The 17330-nt window shown below is 31.8% G+C and carries 17 protein-coding genes; 3 read left to right on the top strand and 14 right to left on the bottom strand.

Going from position 1 to position 17330, the window contains the following annotated elements:
- Nucleotides 1–4 precede the first annotated feature (4 nt).
- The 7 genes from JMO20_RS19420 to JMO20_RS19450 form a co-directional block, all read right to left on the bottom strand.
- Complete coding sequence (locus JMO20_RS19420) at nt 5–211, bottom strand: hypothetical protein (protein WP_202711461.1); 207 nt, start codon at nt 209–211, stop codon at nt 5–7.
- A 162-nt stretch (nt 212–373) separates the two neighbouring features.
- A complete protein-coding gene (locus tag JMO20_RS19425) occupies nt 374–811 on the bottom strand; it encodes a GNAT family N-acetyltransferase (protein ID WP_202711463.1) in 438 nt (145 codons plus the stop codon).
- A gap of 122 nt (nt 812–933) precedes the next feature.
- Nucleotides 934–1305, bottom strand: coding sequence for a DUF1667 domain-containing protein (locus JMO20_RS19430; RefSeq protein WP_202711465.1), 372 nt, complete (start codon nt 1303–1305; stop codon nt 934–936).
- Nucleotides 1306–1308: 3 nt separating this feature from the next.
- Entirely contained in the window at nt 1309–2577 is a 1269-nt protein-coding gene (locus tag JMO20_RS19435; RefSeq protein ID WP_202711466.1) for an NAD(P)/FAD-dependent oxidoreductase, read from the bottom strand.
- Entirely contained in the window at nt 2564–4018 is a 1455-nt protein-coding gene (locus JMO20_RS19440; RefSeq protein ID WP_202711468.1) for an NAD(P)/FAD-dependent oxidoreductase, read from the bottom strand. Before JMO20_RS19440 ends, JMO20_RS19435 begins: the two co-directional genes overlap by 14 nt.
- Nucleotides 4019–4212: 194 nt before the next feature.
- The gene (glpK, locus tag JMO20_RS19445; RefSeq protein WP_202711470.1) at nt 4213–5718 is read right to left on the bottom strand and encodes a glycerol kinase GlpK; all 1506 of its coding nucleotides are present in this window, start codon (nt 5716–5718) and stop codon (nt 4213–4215) included.
- Nucleotides 5719–5730: 12 nt separating this feature from the next.
- Nucleotides 5731–6051 carry a hypothetical protein gene (locus JMO20_RS19450; RefSeq protein WP_202711472.1) on the bottom strand — a complete coding sequence of 107 codons (321 nt, stop codon included), beginning with the start codon at nt 6049–6051 and terminating at the stop codon, nt 5731–5733.
- 262 nt (nt 6052–6313) lie between these two features.
- Here JMO20_RS19450 and JMO20_RS19455 point away from each other — a divergent pair, with 262 nt between their 5' ends.
- The gene (locus JMO20_RS19455) at nt 6314–7585 is read left to right on the top strand and encodes a M14 family zinc carboxypeptidase (RefSeq protein WP_202711476.1); all 1272 of its coding nucleotides are present in this window, start codon (nt 6314–6316) and stop codon (nt 7583–7585) included.
- Nucleotides 7586–7752: 167 nt separating this feature from the next.
- Here the strand turns inward: JMO20_RS19455 and ppsA are convergent, their stop codons facing one another.
- The gene (gene ppsA, locus JMO20_RS19460; protein WP_202711478.1) at nt 7753–10119 is read right to left on the bottom strand and encodes a phosphoenolpyruvate synthase; all 2367 of its coding nucleotides are present in this window, start codon (nt 10117–10119) and stop codon (nt 7753–7755) included.
- Nucleotides 10120–10494: 375 nt separating this feature from the next.
- Between ppsA and JMO20_RS19465 the strand changes: the two genes are divergently transcribed.
- Nucleotides 10495–12030, top strand: coding sequence for an AbgT family transporter (locus tag JMO20_RS19465; protein WP_202711480.1), 1536 nt, complete (start codon nt 10495–10497; stop codon nt 12028–12030).
- Nucleotides 12031–12127: 97 nt separating this feature from the next.
- Here the strand turns inward: JMO20_RS19465 and JMO20_RS19470 are convergent, their stop codons facing one another.
- The 4 genes from JMO20_RS19470 to JMO20_RS19485 form a co-directional block, all read right to left on the bottom strand.
- Entirely contained in the window at nt 12128–13066 is a 939-nt protein-coding gene (locus JMO20_RS19470; RefSeq protein ID WP_202711482.1) for a coiled-coil domain-containing protein, read from the bottom strand.
- Between the two features lie 34 nt (nt 13067–13100).
- On the bottom strand, nt 13101–14366 hold the full coding sequence (locus tag JMO20_RS19475) for an MDR family MFS transporter (protein WP_202711484.1): 1266 nt from the start codon (nt 14364–14366) through the stop codon (nt 13101–13103).
- An 18-nt stretch (nt 14367–14384) separates the two neighbouring features.
- Complete coding sequence (locus tag JMO20_RS19480) at nt 14385–14861, bottom strand: pyridoxamine 5'-phosphate oxidase family protein (protein WP_202711486.1); 477 nt, start codon at nt 14859–14861, stop codon at nt 14385–14387.
- 68 nt (nt 14862–14929) lie between these two features.
- Nucleotides 14930–15400, bottom strand: coding sequence for an HAD family hydrolase (locus JMO20_RS19485; protein ID WP_202711488.1), 471 nt, complete (start codon nt 15398–15400; stop codon nt 14930–14932).
- Between the two features lie 450 nt (nt 15401–15850).
- On the opposite strand from JMO20_RS19485, the gene JMO20_RS19490 reads away from it, so the two are divergent.
- Nucleotides 15851–16048 (top strand): DUF378 domain-containing protein, encoded by a 198-nt coding sequence (locus JMO20_RS19490; RefSeq protein ID WP_202711490.1) that lies wholly within the window; start codon nt 15851–15853, stop codon nt 16046–16048.
- Between the two features lie 61 nt (nt 16049–16109).
- Here JMO20_RS19490 and JMO20_RS19495 read toward each other — a convergent pair whose 3' ends face one another.
- Together JMO20_RS19495 and JMO20_RS19500 are read right to left on the bottom strand one after the other, a co-directional pair.
- Complete coding sequence (locus tag JMO20_RS19495; RefSeq protein ID WP_202711492.1) at nt 16110–16928, bottom strand: carbon-nitrogen hydrolase family protein; 819 nt, start codon at nt 16926–16928, stop codon at nt 16110–16112.
- Nucleotides 16929–16941: 13 nt separating this feature from the next.
- Entirely contained in the window at nt 16942–17304 is a 363-nt protein-coding gene (locus JMO20_RS19500; protein ID WP_202711494.1) for a hypothetical protein, read from the bottom strand.
- Nucleotides 17305–17330: the final 26 nt, after the last annotated feature.

Here is a 17330-nt window from a genome sequence, read left to right on the forward strand (position 1 = left end):
CTCCCTATAATGAATTAGTTAAATTTTGTGCAGTTATACCAGCTGATTGTGCTCCTTGTTGAAACATTTGCTTAATTTGAGAATCCTGACATTTATTAGCATAGTCCTGTAACTTTGTCTGCATCATTTGATGTGATCCTGCAATATGTCTAATATTTTCCAATTCTATTTTAGAAAGCTTATTTAAGTTTAATGAATTTTGCAATGTCATATAAATACTCCTTTCTAGATAATTTTTTATGATTTCCTACTCGATATTATTTTGTACTTATTCAAATCATATATAACATAAAAAAACAGTCACTGAAGTCAATGACTGTAATACAAGTAAATATATACAATATTAAATTCTTTTTGATAAATATATGATTAATTACAAAAGATATTTCTTAAACGCTATGCTTTCATCGCCAATATAGCCAAGCTTTCTATAAAATTTATGAGAGCTATTTCTTTTTTTATTTGATAAGAGCATAATAAAATAACACTTATGCTTTTTAGCTATTTGTTCTATTTTTTCAAATAAAATAGTTCCATAACCTCTTCTCTGGTGTTTTTCATCAACTATAACATTTTCAATTACCATAAAAGGTTTACATTGGTAATATAAATCATTGCATATAATAGCAAAAGCTGAGCCTACTAGCTTAGTTTCGTTTTTTATTCCTAATAAATAGTAATCGGGATTACTGTCTATTAAGTGAAATACCTTTTCTATTTCTTCTTTATTGCTCTCTTTTCCTCCTAATTGACGATAGAGTGCTGAAAGACTATCTAGGTCGCTCTCATTAATTTTTTCTATAACCACCACATTGATCATCTCCCAAAATGTCCTATACTTTAAGTTATGCATATATGTTGTTTTGGTTAAACCTGTTAATGCTTTCATCAAAATATAACTTAATCAATTGAACATAAATAGAAGATGATTGTTTAATCCCTAACTGTTTTTTTCATGCTCCTAGAAGCAACTAGATTAGCATTCGTACCTAAAATATTACTGATAATTATATCTTCTATATTTACTGGGGCACAAATCTCAACCTTATTTATTTCATTGATGCAATCAAAAATTTTTTCTTTAGATATAGGCTTATCTGTCCTCACTGGTAGTCTACTGATAGAGCTTTTATTAATTTTTACTGTTGATGTCACTATTCTTTTAGGATTAGTTAACTCCTCAATGACGTATACCTCTCCTCTTCTGCAGTTATTCCCAATTACTTTGTAACCAGAATCACATTTTTCTATGCTGATTTTACAGCCTAATGGACATGAAGTACAAACAATTATAATGTCCTCCATCGTTTAACTCCTCTCATTTATTTCAACCTTTATATTATCTATTTCCCTATTGACTATCAAATCCGATGGAATCCTTAGTCTTATCATCTCACTCGGAGATAATTTCGACTTCTTTATAGTTTTAATAATATCACCCTGAATTACTATTTGAATTTCTACATCATCATAATTCTTATCTGTTCTTAAGTGTAGCATAACCCATTCATTTAAATGTTCCATTCTTAATCTTTGAGGAATAATATATTTAACTCCTTTTCCACATTCAGTAGTTATGTAATCTCCCTTATTGGCTTTATTAAATAGATTATTTAAGTATCTAATGGCCCCTTTGCCAGCTAATCTACCTTCGTCTGTTACATAATCTACTAAATCATGAACATGGACCACATTACCACATGCAAAAACTCCATCTACACTAGTTTCCATTGATTCATTTACTATTGGCCCCTTGGTCCTACCATCTATTTCTACACCAACTTGTATTGATAATTCATTTTCAGGAATTAGTCCAACTGAAAGTAGTAAGGTATCACATTTATAAAATTCTTTTGTTTTATAGAGGGGTTTCTTTTTATCATCAACCTCTACCACAACAACTCCTTCTAACCTTTCTCTACCTTTTACTTCTATAACAGTGTGCTGTAAAAGAAGAGGAATGTCAAAGTCCTTAAGACACTGTTCTATATTTCTATTTAGTCCACAAGAATAGGGTAATATTTCTGCAACTCCAACTACTTCTGCCCCTTCTAAAGTTAATCTTCTAGCCATTATTAACCCTATATCTCCAGAACCTAAAATAAAAACTTTCTTACCTACCATATAGCCTTCAATATTGATAAATCTTTGTGCCGTCCCTGCTGTAAAGATTCCAGATGGCCTAGTTCCAGGGATCATAAGTGCTTCTCTGGTTCTTTCTCTGCATCCCATACTTAAAATAATAGCTTTTCCTTTAATTGAAATATATCCTTCATTCTTACTTATAATAGTGATTACTTTATCTTTATTTATACCTAGAACCATGGTATTAAGCATACACTCTATATTAGCTTTTTTCACTTTATTTATAAATCGTTCTGCATATTCAGGTCCTGTTAATTCCTCCCTAAATTGGTGAATACCAAATCCATTATGAATACACTGTTGAAGAATTCCTCCCAACTCTTCATTCCGTTCAATGATTAGTACCTCTTTAGCTCCATATTTTTTAGCTTCAAAAGCCGCCGCTAAACCGGCAGGCCCTCCACCAATAATAACGACATCATAGATCTTCATAGTTATCACCTTTTGTAGTCCTTCCAGTTAGAATATACGACCCTTTGTTATTTTTCAAAACCTCATCTATTTCACAATTCAATTCCCTGGCCAAAATTTCCATTACTTTTGGAAGACAAAATCCTCCTTGGCATCTTCCACTGCCAGGCCTTACTCTCTTCTTAACCCCATCTACCGTTGTTGCTCCTGCATTTCTATTTATACAATCCACGATTTCTCCTTCTGTAACATTTTCACATCTACATACTATATTTCCATATTTAAAATTAGATTTTATAATTTCATTTTTTTGGTGATCTGATAATTTTTCAAAATTAATGATCTTTTTTCTATTGGGATTAAAGTTCAAATTACTTTTCAATCCACCTTCTAATTTATTTACTATTTTTACTACTTCTTCAGCTATTGCAGGAGCTGATGATAAACCTGGTGATTTTATACCTGCTACATTTATGAATCCCCTTGTATTTTCTGATTCCTTAATTATAAAGTCCCCTGTACTTGGTTCGGCCCTAATTCCTGAAAAAAGCTTAATTGTCTCATTAAAGTTAATTTTTCTACTAGTCATATTTGCCTTCTCTTTCACTTCGTTTAGTCCCAGATATGTAGTTTCATAACCTTCTCTATCATCAATATCTTCTGCATTTGGACCAATAATTACATTTCCATGAATTGTAGGTGTAACCACAACTCCCTTCCCCATTTTGCTTGGGCATTGGAAAATAACTGAATTAAAAAGCTTTCCTTCCTTCTTGTCTAGAATAAAGTATTGACCTCTCCTTGGTGACAGCTCATATTTCGGATTCTCAACCATTGCACTAATTTTGTCAGCATATAATCCACTGCAATTTATGATATATTTTCCTTCAAATGTTTTCTCTCCAGCATATATTGTATATACATCATTCTTTCTAAGAATATTATGTACTTTAGTTCTTAAAAATAAATCCATTCCATTTTCAATAGCGTTCTCAGCTAGGGCAATAGCAAGATTCCAAGGGTCTATAATTCCACATGTAGGTGCATATAAAGCTACCTTCACATCGCCATTAATATTCGGCTCCAAATCTAGTGTCTGCTTTCTATCTAAAATTTCTAGTCCAGTTACGCCATTCTTTATTCCTCTATTGTATAATTCATTTAAAGTATTTATATCTTCATCATTGAAAGCAAGTACTAACGAGCCTATCCTCTTAAAATCTATACCTAATTCTTCACATACTCTATCGAACATTTTATTTCCTTTTACATTATACTTTGCCATATTGCTTCCTTCTTTAGCATCATATCCTGCATGGATAATTGCAGTATTAGCTTTTGTAGTGCCATTGGCAATGTCATTTTCTTTATCTAACAAGGCAATCTTCAACCTATATTTTGAAAGCTCCCTTCCAATAAATGTTCCTATTATTCCAGCTCCTATAATTATTACATCATACATCTGCACACCTCCTACCAATCAATTAAATTGCTATTTTAGATGTTATATTGAAAAAGCTACATAAAATAGACTCTTAGTCTAATCCATGTAGCTATTTAAGCTAAAATTTTTGCGACTCCTTATCCTATAAAAATAAAGTTTTAAAAACTAATTATAATATTATATGCTTTAATATGCCTATCTGTGAAAATTTATTATTCATTTTCTTCTGCCCATTGTAAGGATCTTTCAACAGCCTTCTGCCATCCATTATAGCTTTTTTCCCTTTCTTTACTATCCATCTTCGGTGTAAATTCTCTATCGATTTTCCATTTATTATTTATTTCCTTCTTATCCCTCCAAAATCCTACAGCCAATCCTGCTAAATATGCTGCACCTAATGCAGTAGTTTCAGTAATTACAGGTCTATTTACAGGTACATTTAAAATATCCGATTGAAATTGCATAAGAAAATTATTTTCTACTGCACCTCCATCAACCTTTAGCTCTTTAAGCTTTATTCCTGAATCCTCTTGCATAGCTTCTATAACATCTCTAGTTTGATAAGCAATAGATTCTAACGCCGCTCTAATGATATGGTTTCTATTAACACCCCTGGTTAATCCGACCATGGTTCCCCTTGCATACATATCCCAATGGGGAGCTCCTAGACCCACAAAAGCAGGAACTAAATATACCCCATTACTATTTTTAACTTTACTAGCGAAATATTCAGTATCCCTAGCATCATTAATTAATCTCAGTTCATCCCTAAGCCATTGAACTATAGCTCCTGCTATAAAAATACTCCCTTCTAAAGCATATTGGATCTTATCATCTATGCCCCAAGCCAATGTTGTAAGTAATCCATTATTGGATTGAATCATTCTTTCTCCTGTATTCATTAGCATAAAGCATCCTGTGCCGTAAGTATTTTTGGCTGTTCCTGGCTCATGACAGGTTTGACCGAATAGAGCTGCTTGCTGATCTCCAGCAATACCAGCAATGGGAATCTCAATCCCTCCAAAGGTTTTTGAGTCTGTAACTCCATATATTTCACTAGATGGTCTAACTTCTGGCAACATATTCATTGGTATATCTAATTCTTCAAGGAGCTTCTCATCCCACTTAAGCTCTTTAATATTATAAAGCATAGTTCTAGAAGCATTGGAATAATCGGTTACATGTACTTTGCCCTTAGTCAACTGCCAAACTAACCATGTATCAATATTTCCAAATAGTAATTCTCCACGTCTTGCTTTTTCTTTTGCACCTTCAACATTATCCAATATCCACTTTATTTTTGTTCCAGAGAAGTATGCATCTACAACCAGTCCTGTATTTTCTTTTACATATTTTTCAAGACCTCTTTGCTTCAAATCGTCACATATTCCAGATGTTCTTCTGCATTGCCAAACTATTGCATTATATATGGGTTTCCCCGTTATTTTATCCCAAACCACTGTAGTTTCTCTTTGATTTGTTATTCCTATAGCTGCTATCTCCTCTGGACTAATATCAGCTGTATCCAGTACTTCTCTAGCTACACCACTTTGTGTACCCCAAATTTCCATTGGATCATGCTCCACCCAACCAGCTTTAGGATAAATTTGTCTAAATTCTTTTTGGGCAATCTTAATTACTCCACCGTCATGATTAAAAATTATAGCTCTAGAGCTAGTAGTTCCTTGATCTAAAGCTAATATATATTTCTTATCCAAATAATCTACCCCCTAAATTATACCTTCTATGGTCAAAATCGTTCCTAGGCCATTTATTAATATAAAAGATATATACCCAATTAGGCCTTTGGTCTTGCGTACTATTTTACTATCAGAGTTCTTTTTATTAAGCATATAAGACTCTTTACTTGTTCCCATTTCAGCTGTAAAATTAGGAGTCTCATTACCCCAATCAATAAAAATCATAAGGGTAATAAATACTCCAATAAAAGCCCATATGAAAAAGAATGTCTCAAGTTCTTCTATTTGACCACGAAAATAACTATATACTTCAATAATTACTAATACAATTAACATTATGTACCTTTTCATTAAATTCCCCCATTTTTTTATGATGTAATAACTAATTCTTCCTATATAAATGATTTCTCTATCTATACTTAAAATCCTTTACACAAAAAGTTTAAACTACACCATGTTTTTACTTGAAGAAATTGCATATTTACAAATTAAATATATTCGTGCAATTTCCTCATTTAATTTATATCAACTCACTTTTATATCACTCAAATAGGTGTAACAAATTCTTAATTAAATAATAAAATAGTAATAATAGAACAAGTGAGGTGATTTTGTGAGAACTTTAAAAATAGGTTCACGGGGAACTGATGTAATGGAAATGCAGGCACTTTTAGCTAAAATAGGATACAATCCCGGTCCTATAGATGGTGTATTTGGAGCTCAAACTCAACAAGCGGTAGTTACGTTTCAAAGAGATTACGGTTTAGTTCCTGATGGAGTTATTGGTCCAAATACCTTTAGAGCCTTGGAACCTTTCTTATTAGGCTATGATAGATACATTATTCGTTCAGGTGATACACTATACAATATTGCAACTAGATATTATACTACTGTAGATAGAATTATTACAGCTAATCCTGATATCAATCCAAGGAATTTAATGATTGGCCAAGAAATAATTGTTCCATATGGCATAGACATAGTAGATACTAATATTGATTATACTTATGAGATTATGCAGAGAGATATAGAAGGATTGAATGTTCGATATCCCTTTATAGAGACTGGTAGTGCTGGAAAAAGTGTTTTAGGAAAAGATTTAACTTATATAAAGTTAGGTAATGGACCAAACCAAGTATTTTACAATGCTTCTCACCATGCATTGGAATGGATTACTAGCCCCTTATTAATGAAATTCATTGAGAATTTTTCTAAAGCTTATTCAGAAGGAAGAAGTATAAGAGGTTACAATCCAAGAGATATTTGGAATCAAAGCACGATTTATATATTACCAATGGTAAATCCCGATGGGGTAGATATAGTTCTTAATGGTCCTAGTCCTGAGAACCCATACTACAATCAACTTCTTGAATGGAACAATACAGGTCAACCTTTTTCTCAAGTATGGCAAGCAAATACTAAAGGAGTAGATTTAAATCACAATTATGATGCACTTTTTGATGAGTATGTAGAAGTTGCTAGGGAATTGGGCTATGATAGTCCTGGTCCAACTAGATACCCTGGTCCATACCCAGAATCAGAACCCGAGTCAAGGGCTATAGCAGACTTTACTAGAAGTCATAATTTTAGATTAGTCATTGCATATCATAGTCAAGGTCAAGTCATATTTTGGAACTTTGAAGATCTTGCTCCTCCAGTGGCACGAAGAATTGGAGATCTCTTTGCCCAAGTAAGTGGATATGAATTAGCTGAAACTTATGGAACAGCTTCCTATTCTGGATATAAGGACTGGTTCATACAGGATTATCGACGACCAGGCTATACTATTGAAGTTGGGATAGGTGAAAATCCACTCCCTATTTCCCAATTCGATATGATATATAACAATAATGAAGAAATATTACTATTAGCGCCATTAGTATAGAATGGATTTCAATAAAATAAAAATGAAACTATTTAACAAAATCTTTAATTATTCTCATATAAAATAAAAAAAGTGTAGGATTTTTCTCCTACACTTTTTTCCATTAATTAACACAAACATTAGTTTTACACTATTATTCTCGAATAAGACTTTAGAATGGAATTTTCTCAGCTATTTATACCTCTTAATTTTCTTAATAATATCTTCTGCTCGACATGGGCAACTAGTCTCCTTGTATAGGCAACTGTATCAGGATTTACACTCATGCTGTCTATACCTTCCTCTACTAAAAACTCCGCAAACTCAGGATATAATGATGGTCCTTGCCCACATATAGATATGGTTTTACCATATTTATGAGCAGCTTTGATTAATATACCTATAGCCCTTTTCACTGCTATATTTCTTTCATCAAAGTATCCCATGCTGTTTAAGATTCCAGAATCTCTATCTGAGCCTAATATTAGCTGTGTTAAGTCATTACTTCCAATACTAAATCCATCGACTAATTGGGCAAACTCTTCAGCTGCAAATACTACAGATGGAACCTCTGCCATTATCCAAATTTTAAAGCTATTACTTTGTATTAGACCTTCTGAAGCCATTATTTCCTTGGCCTTCTCTAATTCCCATGTAGTTCTCACAAATGGAAGCATAGTCCAAACATTTGTTAACCCAAACTCTTCACGTACCTTCTTTATTGCCCTACATTCTAATCTAAAGCCTGCCTCATACTCCGGTGAAATGTACCTCGATACTCCTCTCCATCCAATCATTGGATTATTTTCAATAGGTTCAACCTCTTCTCCACCCTTTAATCCTCTAAATTCATTTGTCCTAAAGTCACTTAATCTAATTACTATAGTTTTAGGATAGATTTCTTGAGCTACCTTTGTTATTCCCTCAACCATCTTATCAATGAATAACTTTTCATTTCCAGTCTTAAGCAAATACATAGGATGTATGCCTATTAAATTACTAAATATAAATTCTGTTCTCATTAATCCAATTCCATCAAAAGGCAAGTTCTTATATTTATCAATTATAGATGGTTCGCCTAAATTCATATAAATTTTTGTTCCAGTTATTGGTGCCATTTGATGTACTAAATCATCAAAATCTACGCCACCTAAATTTTCCTTACCTTTAGAATTTAATTTATTCGTTTTTTCTTGTAGTACCTTTCCTTCATAAACTACACCTCTTGTTGCATCAACAGTTACTTCCATGCCCTCATGTAAAACCTTACTACCATCCTTGGATCCGACTATACATGGAATACCTAGCTCCCTAGAAACTATTGCCGCATGACACGTTCTCCCACCTTCATCAGTTACTACAGCTGCAGCTTTTCTCATTGCAGGAACCATATCTGGATTTGTCATAATAGTTACCAAAATATCTCCTTCTTCTACTCTAGATATTTCGTTAATATCCTCAATCATTTTTACCTTCCCGCTATTAATTCCTGGTGAAGCTGCTAATCCTTTTGCAATAACCTTTAATTCTGTTGTCTTATTTTCTTCCACTTTAATATTCGCCTCCTTCAAAGTAGTAATAGGTCTAGCTTGTAAAATATATAATTCCTTTGTCTCCGTATCTAATCCCCATTCTATATCCTGAGGAGAATTATAGATATTTTCTATTAATAAAGCACTTTTCCCTAGCTTCATGATTTCACTATGATTTAAAGTTTCTTCTTTAACCTTGGATGCATTTAAATATTCTCCAACTTTTACTTCTTGTGTCCCAAACCCGTTTTTATTTTCCACTATCATTAGGTTTTTATCCGATATATTCTTTTCCCTTATTTCTAATGTACTTTTGTTTAAAATATATTCATCTGGTGTTACAATTCCAGATACCACTGCTTCACCTAGCCCCCAGCTAGAATTTATCATTATCTCATTAAAATTGTTGGTCACAGGATTTACAGTAAAAATAACCCCTGATTTCTCACTTCTAACCATTTTTTGTATAACTACACATAGTGATACTTCAAAGTGATTAAAATTATGTTTTTCTCTGTAATATATAGCCCTTGCAGTCCATAATGAGGCCCAACACTTCTTTACATGTTCTAATAATTGTTCATTGCCTTTTACGTGTAAATAAGTATCTTGCTGTCCTGCAAATGATGCTTCAGGCAAGTCCTCAGCTGTTGCTGAACTTCTCACAGCCACGCTAGGCTCAATAATCCCTATCCCATTACTAAATTCCTCATATTTATTAATTATTTCTTTTTTTATCTCATCAGGAATCACTGCATTAAGAATTAAACGCCTGACGTCAAGACTTTTAATCTGTAGATCTGATGAATTTTCTACATCTATATTAGATATTATTTTTCTAATATCATCCTCTACATTGGATAATTTAATAAAACTATTATAAGCGTTAGAAGTAATACAAAATCCTGGTGGAACTTGTATGCCTTTTTGAGTAAGCTCTCCTAAATTAGCTCCTTTTCCTCCTACAAGTGATATATCATCTTTATTTACCTCTTTAAACCATTTAATATAACATTTATCCACTTATTTATGCCCCCTTTAATCTTTTATCTACTATATATTATAACACATTTATTTAAATGTGTTATACTTTTTATATTTTTTTATTAATTAATTAATATTACAATTTTAACAATTATTACAATATTTTTATAAAATCACTCTTCGTTGAATTTTCAATCGTTTCAGATATTCACATTTCAAAATATGAATAATATCAACAAGTTAAATGAATTTTATCTTGATAGTGAAAAATTTGTTTGATATAATCAAATCTGCTTGCAAAAACCTGAAGATTCAAAGGTTTGCTATTTCTTTTCATTTCTCTATCTATAATGTATAGAATGACGCATTTTCGCGTCTCTCTATAAATAAATTAAAATCTAAAGGAGGATTTCCATGATCCAAAAAAAACGTAAGAACTGGGGAGATAGTTTTCTTGGTGTCGTTGAGACTGCTGGTAATAGATTACCTCATCCTGTAACACTATTTGCTATCTTCGCAGCCGGTATCGTCGTATTATCATTCATACTTAGTAAGCTGGGTGTATCAGCAACTCACCCTATAACAGATGAAACAATTAATGTTATCAATCTGTTATCAAAAGATGGAATCAGAAAGATTTTTACAAAGGCTGTTGCAAACTTTTCAAACTTTGCTCCTCTAGGAACAGTACTAGTAGCAATGCTTGGTGTGGGTGTGGCAGAAAGATCTGGACTAGTTGGGGCAATGCTTAAAAGAATTGTTTTAAACGCTCCAGACAAATTAATAACAGCCTCAGTTGTATTTGCTGGTGTTATGTCAAGTATGGCAGCAGATGCAGGATATGTTGTTTTAGTGCCATTAGGTGCTATGATTTTCTTAGCAAAGGGAAGACATCCTCTTGCAGGTTTGGCAGCTGCCTTTGCAGGTGTATCAGGCGGCTTCAGCTCTAATTTATTAATAACTTTATTAGATCCATTACTTGGTAGTTTTACTACAAGTGCTGCTCAAACTCTTGATGCAAGCTATACGGTATTACCAACTGCTAACTATTTCTTTATGATAGTATCTACATTTCTAATAACTGGTGTAGGAATGCTTGTAACAGAAAAAATAGTTGAACCAAGATTAGGAAAATACGAAGGTAAATTCCAGCAATCGTTAGAACCATTAAACAAAGAAGAAGGTAGAGCCTTAAAGATTGCTTTAATCTCATTAATTATCTTTATTGCAGTAATTGCTCTTTTGACATTTCCTTCAAATTCAGTTTTTAGATCTGAGGGTGGTTCAATTCTTAGAGGAGAACCTGGAGCACCACTTACTCCTTTTGTTGATGCCATGGTACCTTTAATTGCCTTATTCTTCTTAATTCCAGGTGTGGCATATGGTATTGCTATAAAAGAAATTAAGGCGGACAAAGATATTGCAAAATTTATGAGTGATTCTATGTCTTCTATGGGTGGCTATATAGTACTTGCTTTTGCAGCTGCTCAATTTGTTGAATATTTTAACTGGTCAAATATCGGAATGGTTATTGCTGTTAAAGGTGCTCAATTACTTGATACAATAAACTTAACTGGTTTACCGTTAATCATTGTGTTTATTACTGTGTCTGCAATAATTAATATTCTTATAGGTAGTGCATCAGCTAAATGGGCTCTTATGGCACCTGTTTTCGTACCAATGCTTATGAGTTTAAATTTATCTCCAGAGTTTGCACAATTATCATACCGTGTTGGTGACTCTGTAACTAATATTATTTCTCCTCTTATGACTTACTTCGCAGTTATAGTTGCATTTGGAAAGAAATATGATGAAAAGCTTGGAATTGGTACATTGATATCTACCATGCTACCATATTCTATTGCCTTTTATATAGGTTTAATTGGACTACTATCTATTTGGTACTTATCAGGTTTACCAATTGGTCCAGGAGCATCTATAATATTATAAGATATAGCTAATAAATAGTTATTAAGTTATTAGTTTAAAATAAAATCCCAGTTGAGTAAAATTCCTCAACTGGGATTTATTTAACAATAGATTTTAACTATCCATTAATTATAATATTGCTTTTTTCACTTTCAAAACTCTTTAGTTTCGACTCAGATGTAGATAAATCTTGCTCTAACCTACTCATGATTGAATTTACTTTATATATCGTATTCTCAACCCTAGACTTTGCATCATTAATCTTTGATTGTACCGCTAAGTCAGCGAATAATCCATCAAAGAAATAATCTGCAAAAGTAAGGAAAGACCCTATCTCTATATTAGAAATATCTACAGACCCTCCTACATCTTGTAGTTCCCTATGAAATCTATTCAATAGAGATTGTACTCTATTAATTTCTGACTTTGCTTCATCTATTTTTGAATGCTTAGCCATAGTTGATATCAATCCACCACCCATCATGTCCCAAACACCCCAGTTACCTGCTGAAGTAAGACTTTGTCTAACGTGCTCAAGGGAATTCATTAGATTTCTTCCAGCAGTTATAGCCTCTTTAATCTCTTTAATCCTACTCTTTAAATTTGCCGATTGTTCAATTATATTATCTAACTTATTTCTCACATCAGCTGAAGAATTAATTAAGGCCTTTTCTTTTTTCTCTAATAGTTCATTATATATTTTGTCTAGATTTCCTAAATCATTTATCCTATCTTTTATTTCATTTATATCACTTGTTACTTGGTCTAACTCTTTGCATACAGTGTCATATTTAAACTTAACTGCCAAAACCTCTTGTTTTTCTTTATCTAGTTTCTCGACTTTATTACCCATAATAGAATGAAAAATATTTTTCACTGATAGACCTTCTAGCTTTTCAACATCTAGTTCTTCTTTTTTTAGTATCTCATATAACTCTTGTTTTCTGCTTTCCAATTCATAATACTGTTTTTTGGCCTTTTGTAATATATTCTTTAATCTTTCCTTATCCTTAATCATTGATTTGGTTTCCAATAGTTTTTTATTTAATAATTCCATTATATACCTCCAAAAAATAATAATATATATTTAATTATGCTGTTTTATTAATAGCCTCTTCCTTTCTTTTCTCAAATAGATATAGGATGTACATAAATGTCGCTCCAATCATTGCTAAAACAAAAGTGATTGGCCAAGCAGTTCTTATTCCGTGATTTTCAATAATTCCACCCATTATGTATGGCCCAAAGGCATATCCTGCCCCAGTTAATAATGGTAAAATAGAATTAAATCTTCCTCTATGGGACATAGGGGTGTGATTAGCAATATATACACCTGAGTTCGTAACATTTAATATTTCACCTATTGTCCATATTACTGTGGATATTATAAAAATAGGATAAGAATGTGCAAAGAGTAACATTCCAAATCCAATTGCATTCATTATACCTGATAAAGCAATATTTTGTATCGGTTTAAGCCTAATTGTAATTTTAGTTATAAATGATGTCATAAATACTACGACTAAAGCATTTGTTGTCATTAGTGTTCCATACATCTTACTTCCAGTCTCTGCTCCAAATAAGTCTTTTACCTGTAAAGGAATACTGTAACTATGTTGCACATATACAAAAGAATACACTGTTGCAACCATAGCAAAGGCTATTAATGCTGGCCTTCTCAATAGAACTTCCAACAAGCCTCCTTTTTCAGCCCTTTCTTTATGATCAACTTCATAACTTTCATTTATCTTTTCTTCGGTAGGCTTTGACTCAGAAACAAATACAACAATTAATATAAGTGATATCAAAGTTGTCAGTGCATCACCCAAAAATATCAAGTACGTGTAATTTTCATAAAGAAATCCTGCTATTAATGGACCAATGGCATACCCTACATTTATTCCCAGATATAAAAGCGAATAGGATTGCTTCCTATTACTATTATTAGTTATATCAGCAACCATAGCACTATTTGCTGGTTGAGCAGCTCCACCAAAAAAGGTTGCAGCTATTAATAGCCATGGTACCATCATTGAGTTTCCTAAAAAAGCACATGGTACGAATGATATTGCTGATAAGCCTTGAAAGATTATCATTATTTTCTTTCTTCCAAAATGATCCGATAGATAACCGCCTAAAAACGACCCCGGAACACTCATCACTGCAACTAGTATAAAGTAAAATCCTGTTTCTTGTTCACTTAATCCCATTTTATCAGTTAAGAAAAAAGTTAAAAATGGATAAACAAACGCTCCCATACTATTTATTACTCTAGCGAAAAATAAAAAATATATACTCCTTGGAAGTCCTCTATATGTATCAAATACATTAAATACTCTTTTCTTTAATATACTCATGTTTTTCTCCTTTGCTCGTTACTTAACTGTATTTTTCTTTCCTGTCATCGTTTCAATCTCTATTTTTACGATTAAAGTTTTGTCTTTAATAAACTTTTTATCATATCTTGTGGTTACATCTACTTCTTTACCTAAATATCTCATCATATTATTTAATACCCTTAGCTTTTCTTCATATCCTCCAACTATACTTGCCGTTCCAAAAACAATTATACTCTCATATCTTGTGGTAAACTTCTCTAATATTACTTCATTATCTCCTACAACACAAAATGCAACTTTTGGATTATTCTTTATATTTTCAATTTTATGTCCTTCCATAGCACTATGAAAATAAATAAATTCTCCATCATAAAAATAATTTAATGGCACAACATAGGGTGAATTATCCTTACTTACAGTTGACAAATAGCCCAAATTGTTCTTTAAAAGAATGTCTTTACATACATCTATATCGTCTATTTTCCTGTCTTTTCTTCTCATTTCTTTTTTCATCTTTTTTCCTCCTAATATTTGTTTTAAATTTACTATATAGCAATCATGTTATGGATATACATTAGAAGTTATCCTCTTAGAGTAGCTTTTAGCCTATTTATATTCAGTAATGATTCAAAGCAATCCTTTATATCTTTAAGTATAATATCACTATTAAATATAGCTTTAGAGCCAGCACCTTCACTTCCCAAGATACAAATACCTAATTCAGCCTCTTTTATCATAAGACTGTCATTATTTCCATTGCCAATGGCAACACAATACTTAGCCCCTAGTTTCTGTAAGAAATTCAATTTATCTTTAGATCCATTTTCCTTTGAAATTATATGTATTTTAAACTTAGAATCTTTAAAAGTATTGCTTACAGTTCCATATGTGTCAGCAGTTAAAATATAAATTTCTAATATATCGCTTAATTTATCAAGATATTTTCTTATCTCTTCAGTGACTTTCCCGTCTACAGCCAATGTTCCATTATAATCAAAAACAGCATATTTGATTTCTATCTTTTTAAATGAAGGTATATCTATCTTTATCATAAAAAGCTCCTTTCCTATAGATTTTACTTTCTTTTCCATCCTTATTATATTATACATGAAATATAATTAAAACATTTTGTTATATTTAAAAGTTTATATCTCATAAAAAGTATGCCTAAACTGAATTGCAAAAAAAAACAAAAAAGCAGGAACAATCCCACTAATTTGTTTTTCATTTCCAACTAAACCTTCAGCAGTTAAGTTGTCTTTTAACACTATTATTTATAATAATGTATTCTTAATTTTTAAAAATGTTAATAAGAAAATTATATTAATGGAAATTATATATTAAACTTTTGCATACTAATATATTTACTTCTTAAACATTTAATTTCTTTAATTATTAAAATAATGGTATAGAAACAGATGTTTTTGAAATAATAAGGAATAGAAAAGAATTAATTTGAGATAATATTAAAAGAACAATATTTTAACATAAGGAGTGATTTTGTGGATAGATTATCTCTTATTCTAGTTATTATTGGAGCCTTAAACTGGGGACTAATATCTTTATTCCAGTTTGATCTAGTTGCTGGACTTTTTGGTGGCCAAGATGCCGTTTTAAGCAGAATAGTTTATGGCCTAGTAGGTTTAGCTGGATTATATGCAATAACTTTACTCTTTAGACAGAGAGAGACGGTTGAATAAATTTTAAAAAGGATGGGATAGATTTGATTCTATCACCATCCTTTTTGATTACGGCAAATTATTAATTATAGATATCCTTTCGTCTGTGTTTCAATAGTGGTAATTCTTGTCTGATTTTATTAATTCTATTAAGATCTATACTTTGAATAATAACACCTTCAGACTCATCTAATCTTTCAACAATATTCCCCCAAGGTTCAGTAATAATTGAATTCCCATAGGATGTATAAGATGCATGTTTATTTCTGGCAGGTGCACAGCCTAGCATATATACTTGATTATCTAAAGCTCTCATTCTAAATAGCATCTCCCAGTGGGCAGGTCCAGTAGTCATATTAAATGCAGCTGGTATAATAATCATTTTAGCTCCCTGTAATACCATTTTTCTCATCAATTCTGGAAACCTTATATCATAGCAAATAGCCACACCAACTCTTCCAAGTTCAGTATCAAATACGGTAATATCATTGCCTGAACTAAGGGTATCTGATTCCTTAAATGTGATACCATTAGGTATATCAATATCAAATAGGTGCATTTTTCTATGTTTTCCAATCATATTTCCATTGGGATCAAATGTAAAACTAGTATTATAAATGTTTCCTTGTGAATCCCTTTCAGGTATGGACCCTCCAACTAAATATATTTTATTCTCCCTAGCCATATCAGACAAAAAAGCAATAGTCTTTCCATTAGGATATTCCTCAGCAAATTTTGGGAAGAAACTATTCTCATAGGGACAGTTAAACATTTCTGGTAATACTATAAGCTCTGCTCCCTCTTTAACAGCCTTTCTTATATGCTTTTCAGCTTTATTGATGTTGACTTCTTTATCATCTTCCACAATCATTTGGCATATTCCTACCTTAATTACAGACATATAAACCTCCTAATTATTTCATATAAATAGCATACAACACAACTATAGCAATAATAATTATAATATAGATTAGAAAACCATTTTTATACCATTTGACATCAGATGTAGGCATTTTTCCTTTAAACTCATTAAATTTTGTCTTTCCATCCTTAATTTCAGGATCTATCTCATGAAGCTTTTTTCTTGTCAATCCAGCTAAACCATTTTTCACAACTAGATAATATACAAAAGTTACTACAAGGAATAAAAGTATATTGTTAGTAACTATAAATACACCTGTGAGGTTTAAAGCCAGTACCCCTAAAAAATACAATATTATAAATGAAACAAGGGTAAAATAATATCCACGAACAATTTTTTTCTTTTTTTCTTCCATTTTTTCCTCCTATTAAATATAATATA

It is taken from the genome of Sporosalibacterium faouarense, from assembly GCF_016765695.1.
GTDB lineage: Bacteria > Bacillota > Clostridia > Tissierellales > VENL01 > Sporosalibacterium > Sporosalibacterium faouarense.

Coding starts and splice junctions, on each gene's coding strand:
- JMO20_RS19420 (WP_202711461.1), bottom strand. CDS start 211: ATGACATTGCAAAATTCATTAAACTTAAATAAGCTTTCTAAAATAGAA.
- JMO20_RS19430 (WP_202711465.1), bottom strand. CDS start 1,305: ATGGAGGACATTATAATTGTTTGTACTTCATGTCCATTAGGCTGTAAA.
- JMO20_RS19435 (WP_202711466.1), bottom strand. CDS start 2,577: ATGAAGATCTATGATGTCGTTATTATTGGTGGAGGGCCTGCCGGTTTA.
- JMO20_RS19440 (WP_202711468.1), bottom strand. CDS start 4,018: ATGTATGATGTAATAATTATAGGAGCTGGAATAATAGGAACATTTATT.
- JMO20_RS19450 (WP_202711472.1), bottom strand. CDS start 6,051: ATGAAAAGGTACATAATGTTAATTGTATTAGTAATTATTGAAGTATAT.
- JMO20_RS19465 (WP_202711480.1), top strand. CDS start 10,495: ATGATCCAAAAAAAACGTAAGAACTGGGGAGATAGTTTTCTTGGTGTC.
- JMO20_RS19470 (WP_202711482.1), bottom strand. CDS start 13,066: ATGGAATTATTAAATAAAAAACTATTGGAAACCAAATCAATGATTAAG.
- JMO20_RS19475 (WP_202711484.1), bottom strand. CDS start 14,366: ATGAGTATATTAAAGAAAAGAGTATTTAATGTATTTGATACATATAGA.
- JMO20_RS19480 (WP_202711486.1), bottom strand. CDS start 14,861: ATGAAAAAAGAAATGAGAAGAAAAGACAGGAAAATAGACGATATAGAT.
- JMO20_RS19485 (WP_202711488.1), bottom strand. CDS start 15,400: ATGATAAAGATAGATATACCTTCATTTAAAAAGATAGAAATCAAATAT.
- JMO20_RS19495 (WP_202711492.1), bottom strand. CDS start 16,928: ATGTCTGTAATTAAGGTAGGAATATGCCAAATGATTGTGGAAGATGAT.
- JMO20_RS19500 (WP_202711494.1), bottom strand. CDS start 17,304: ATGGAAGAAAAAAAGAAAAAAATTGTTCGTGGATATTATTTTACCCTT.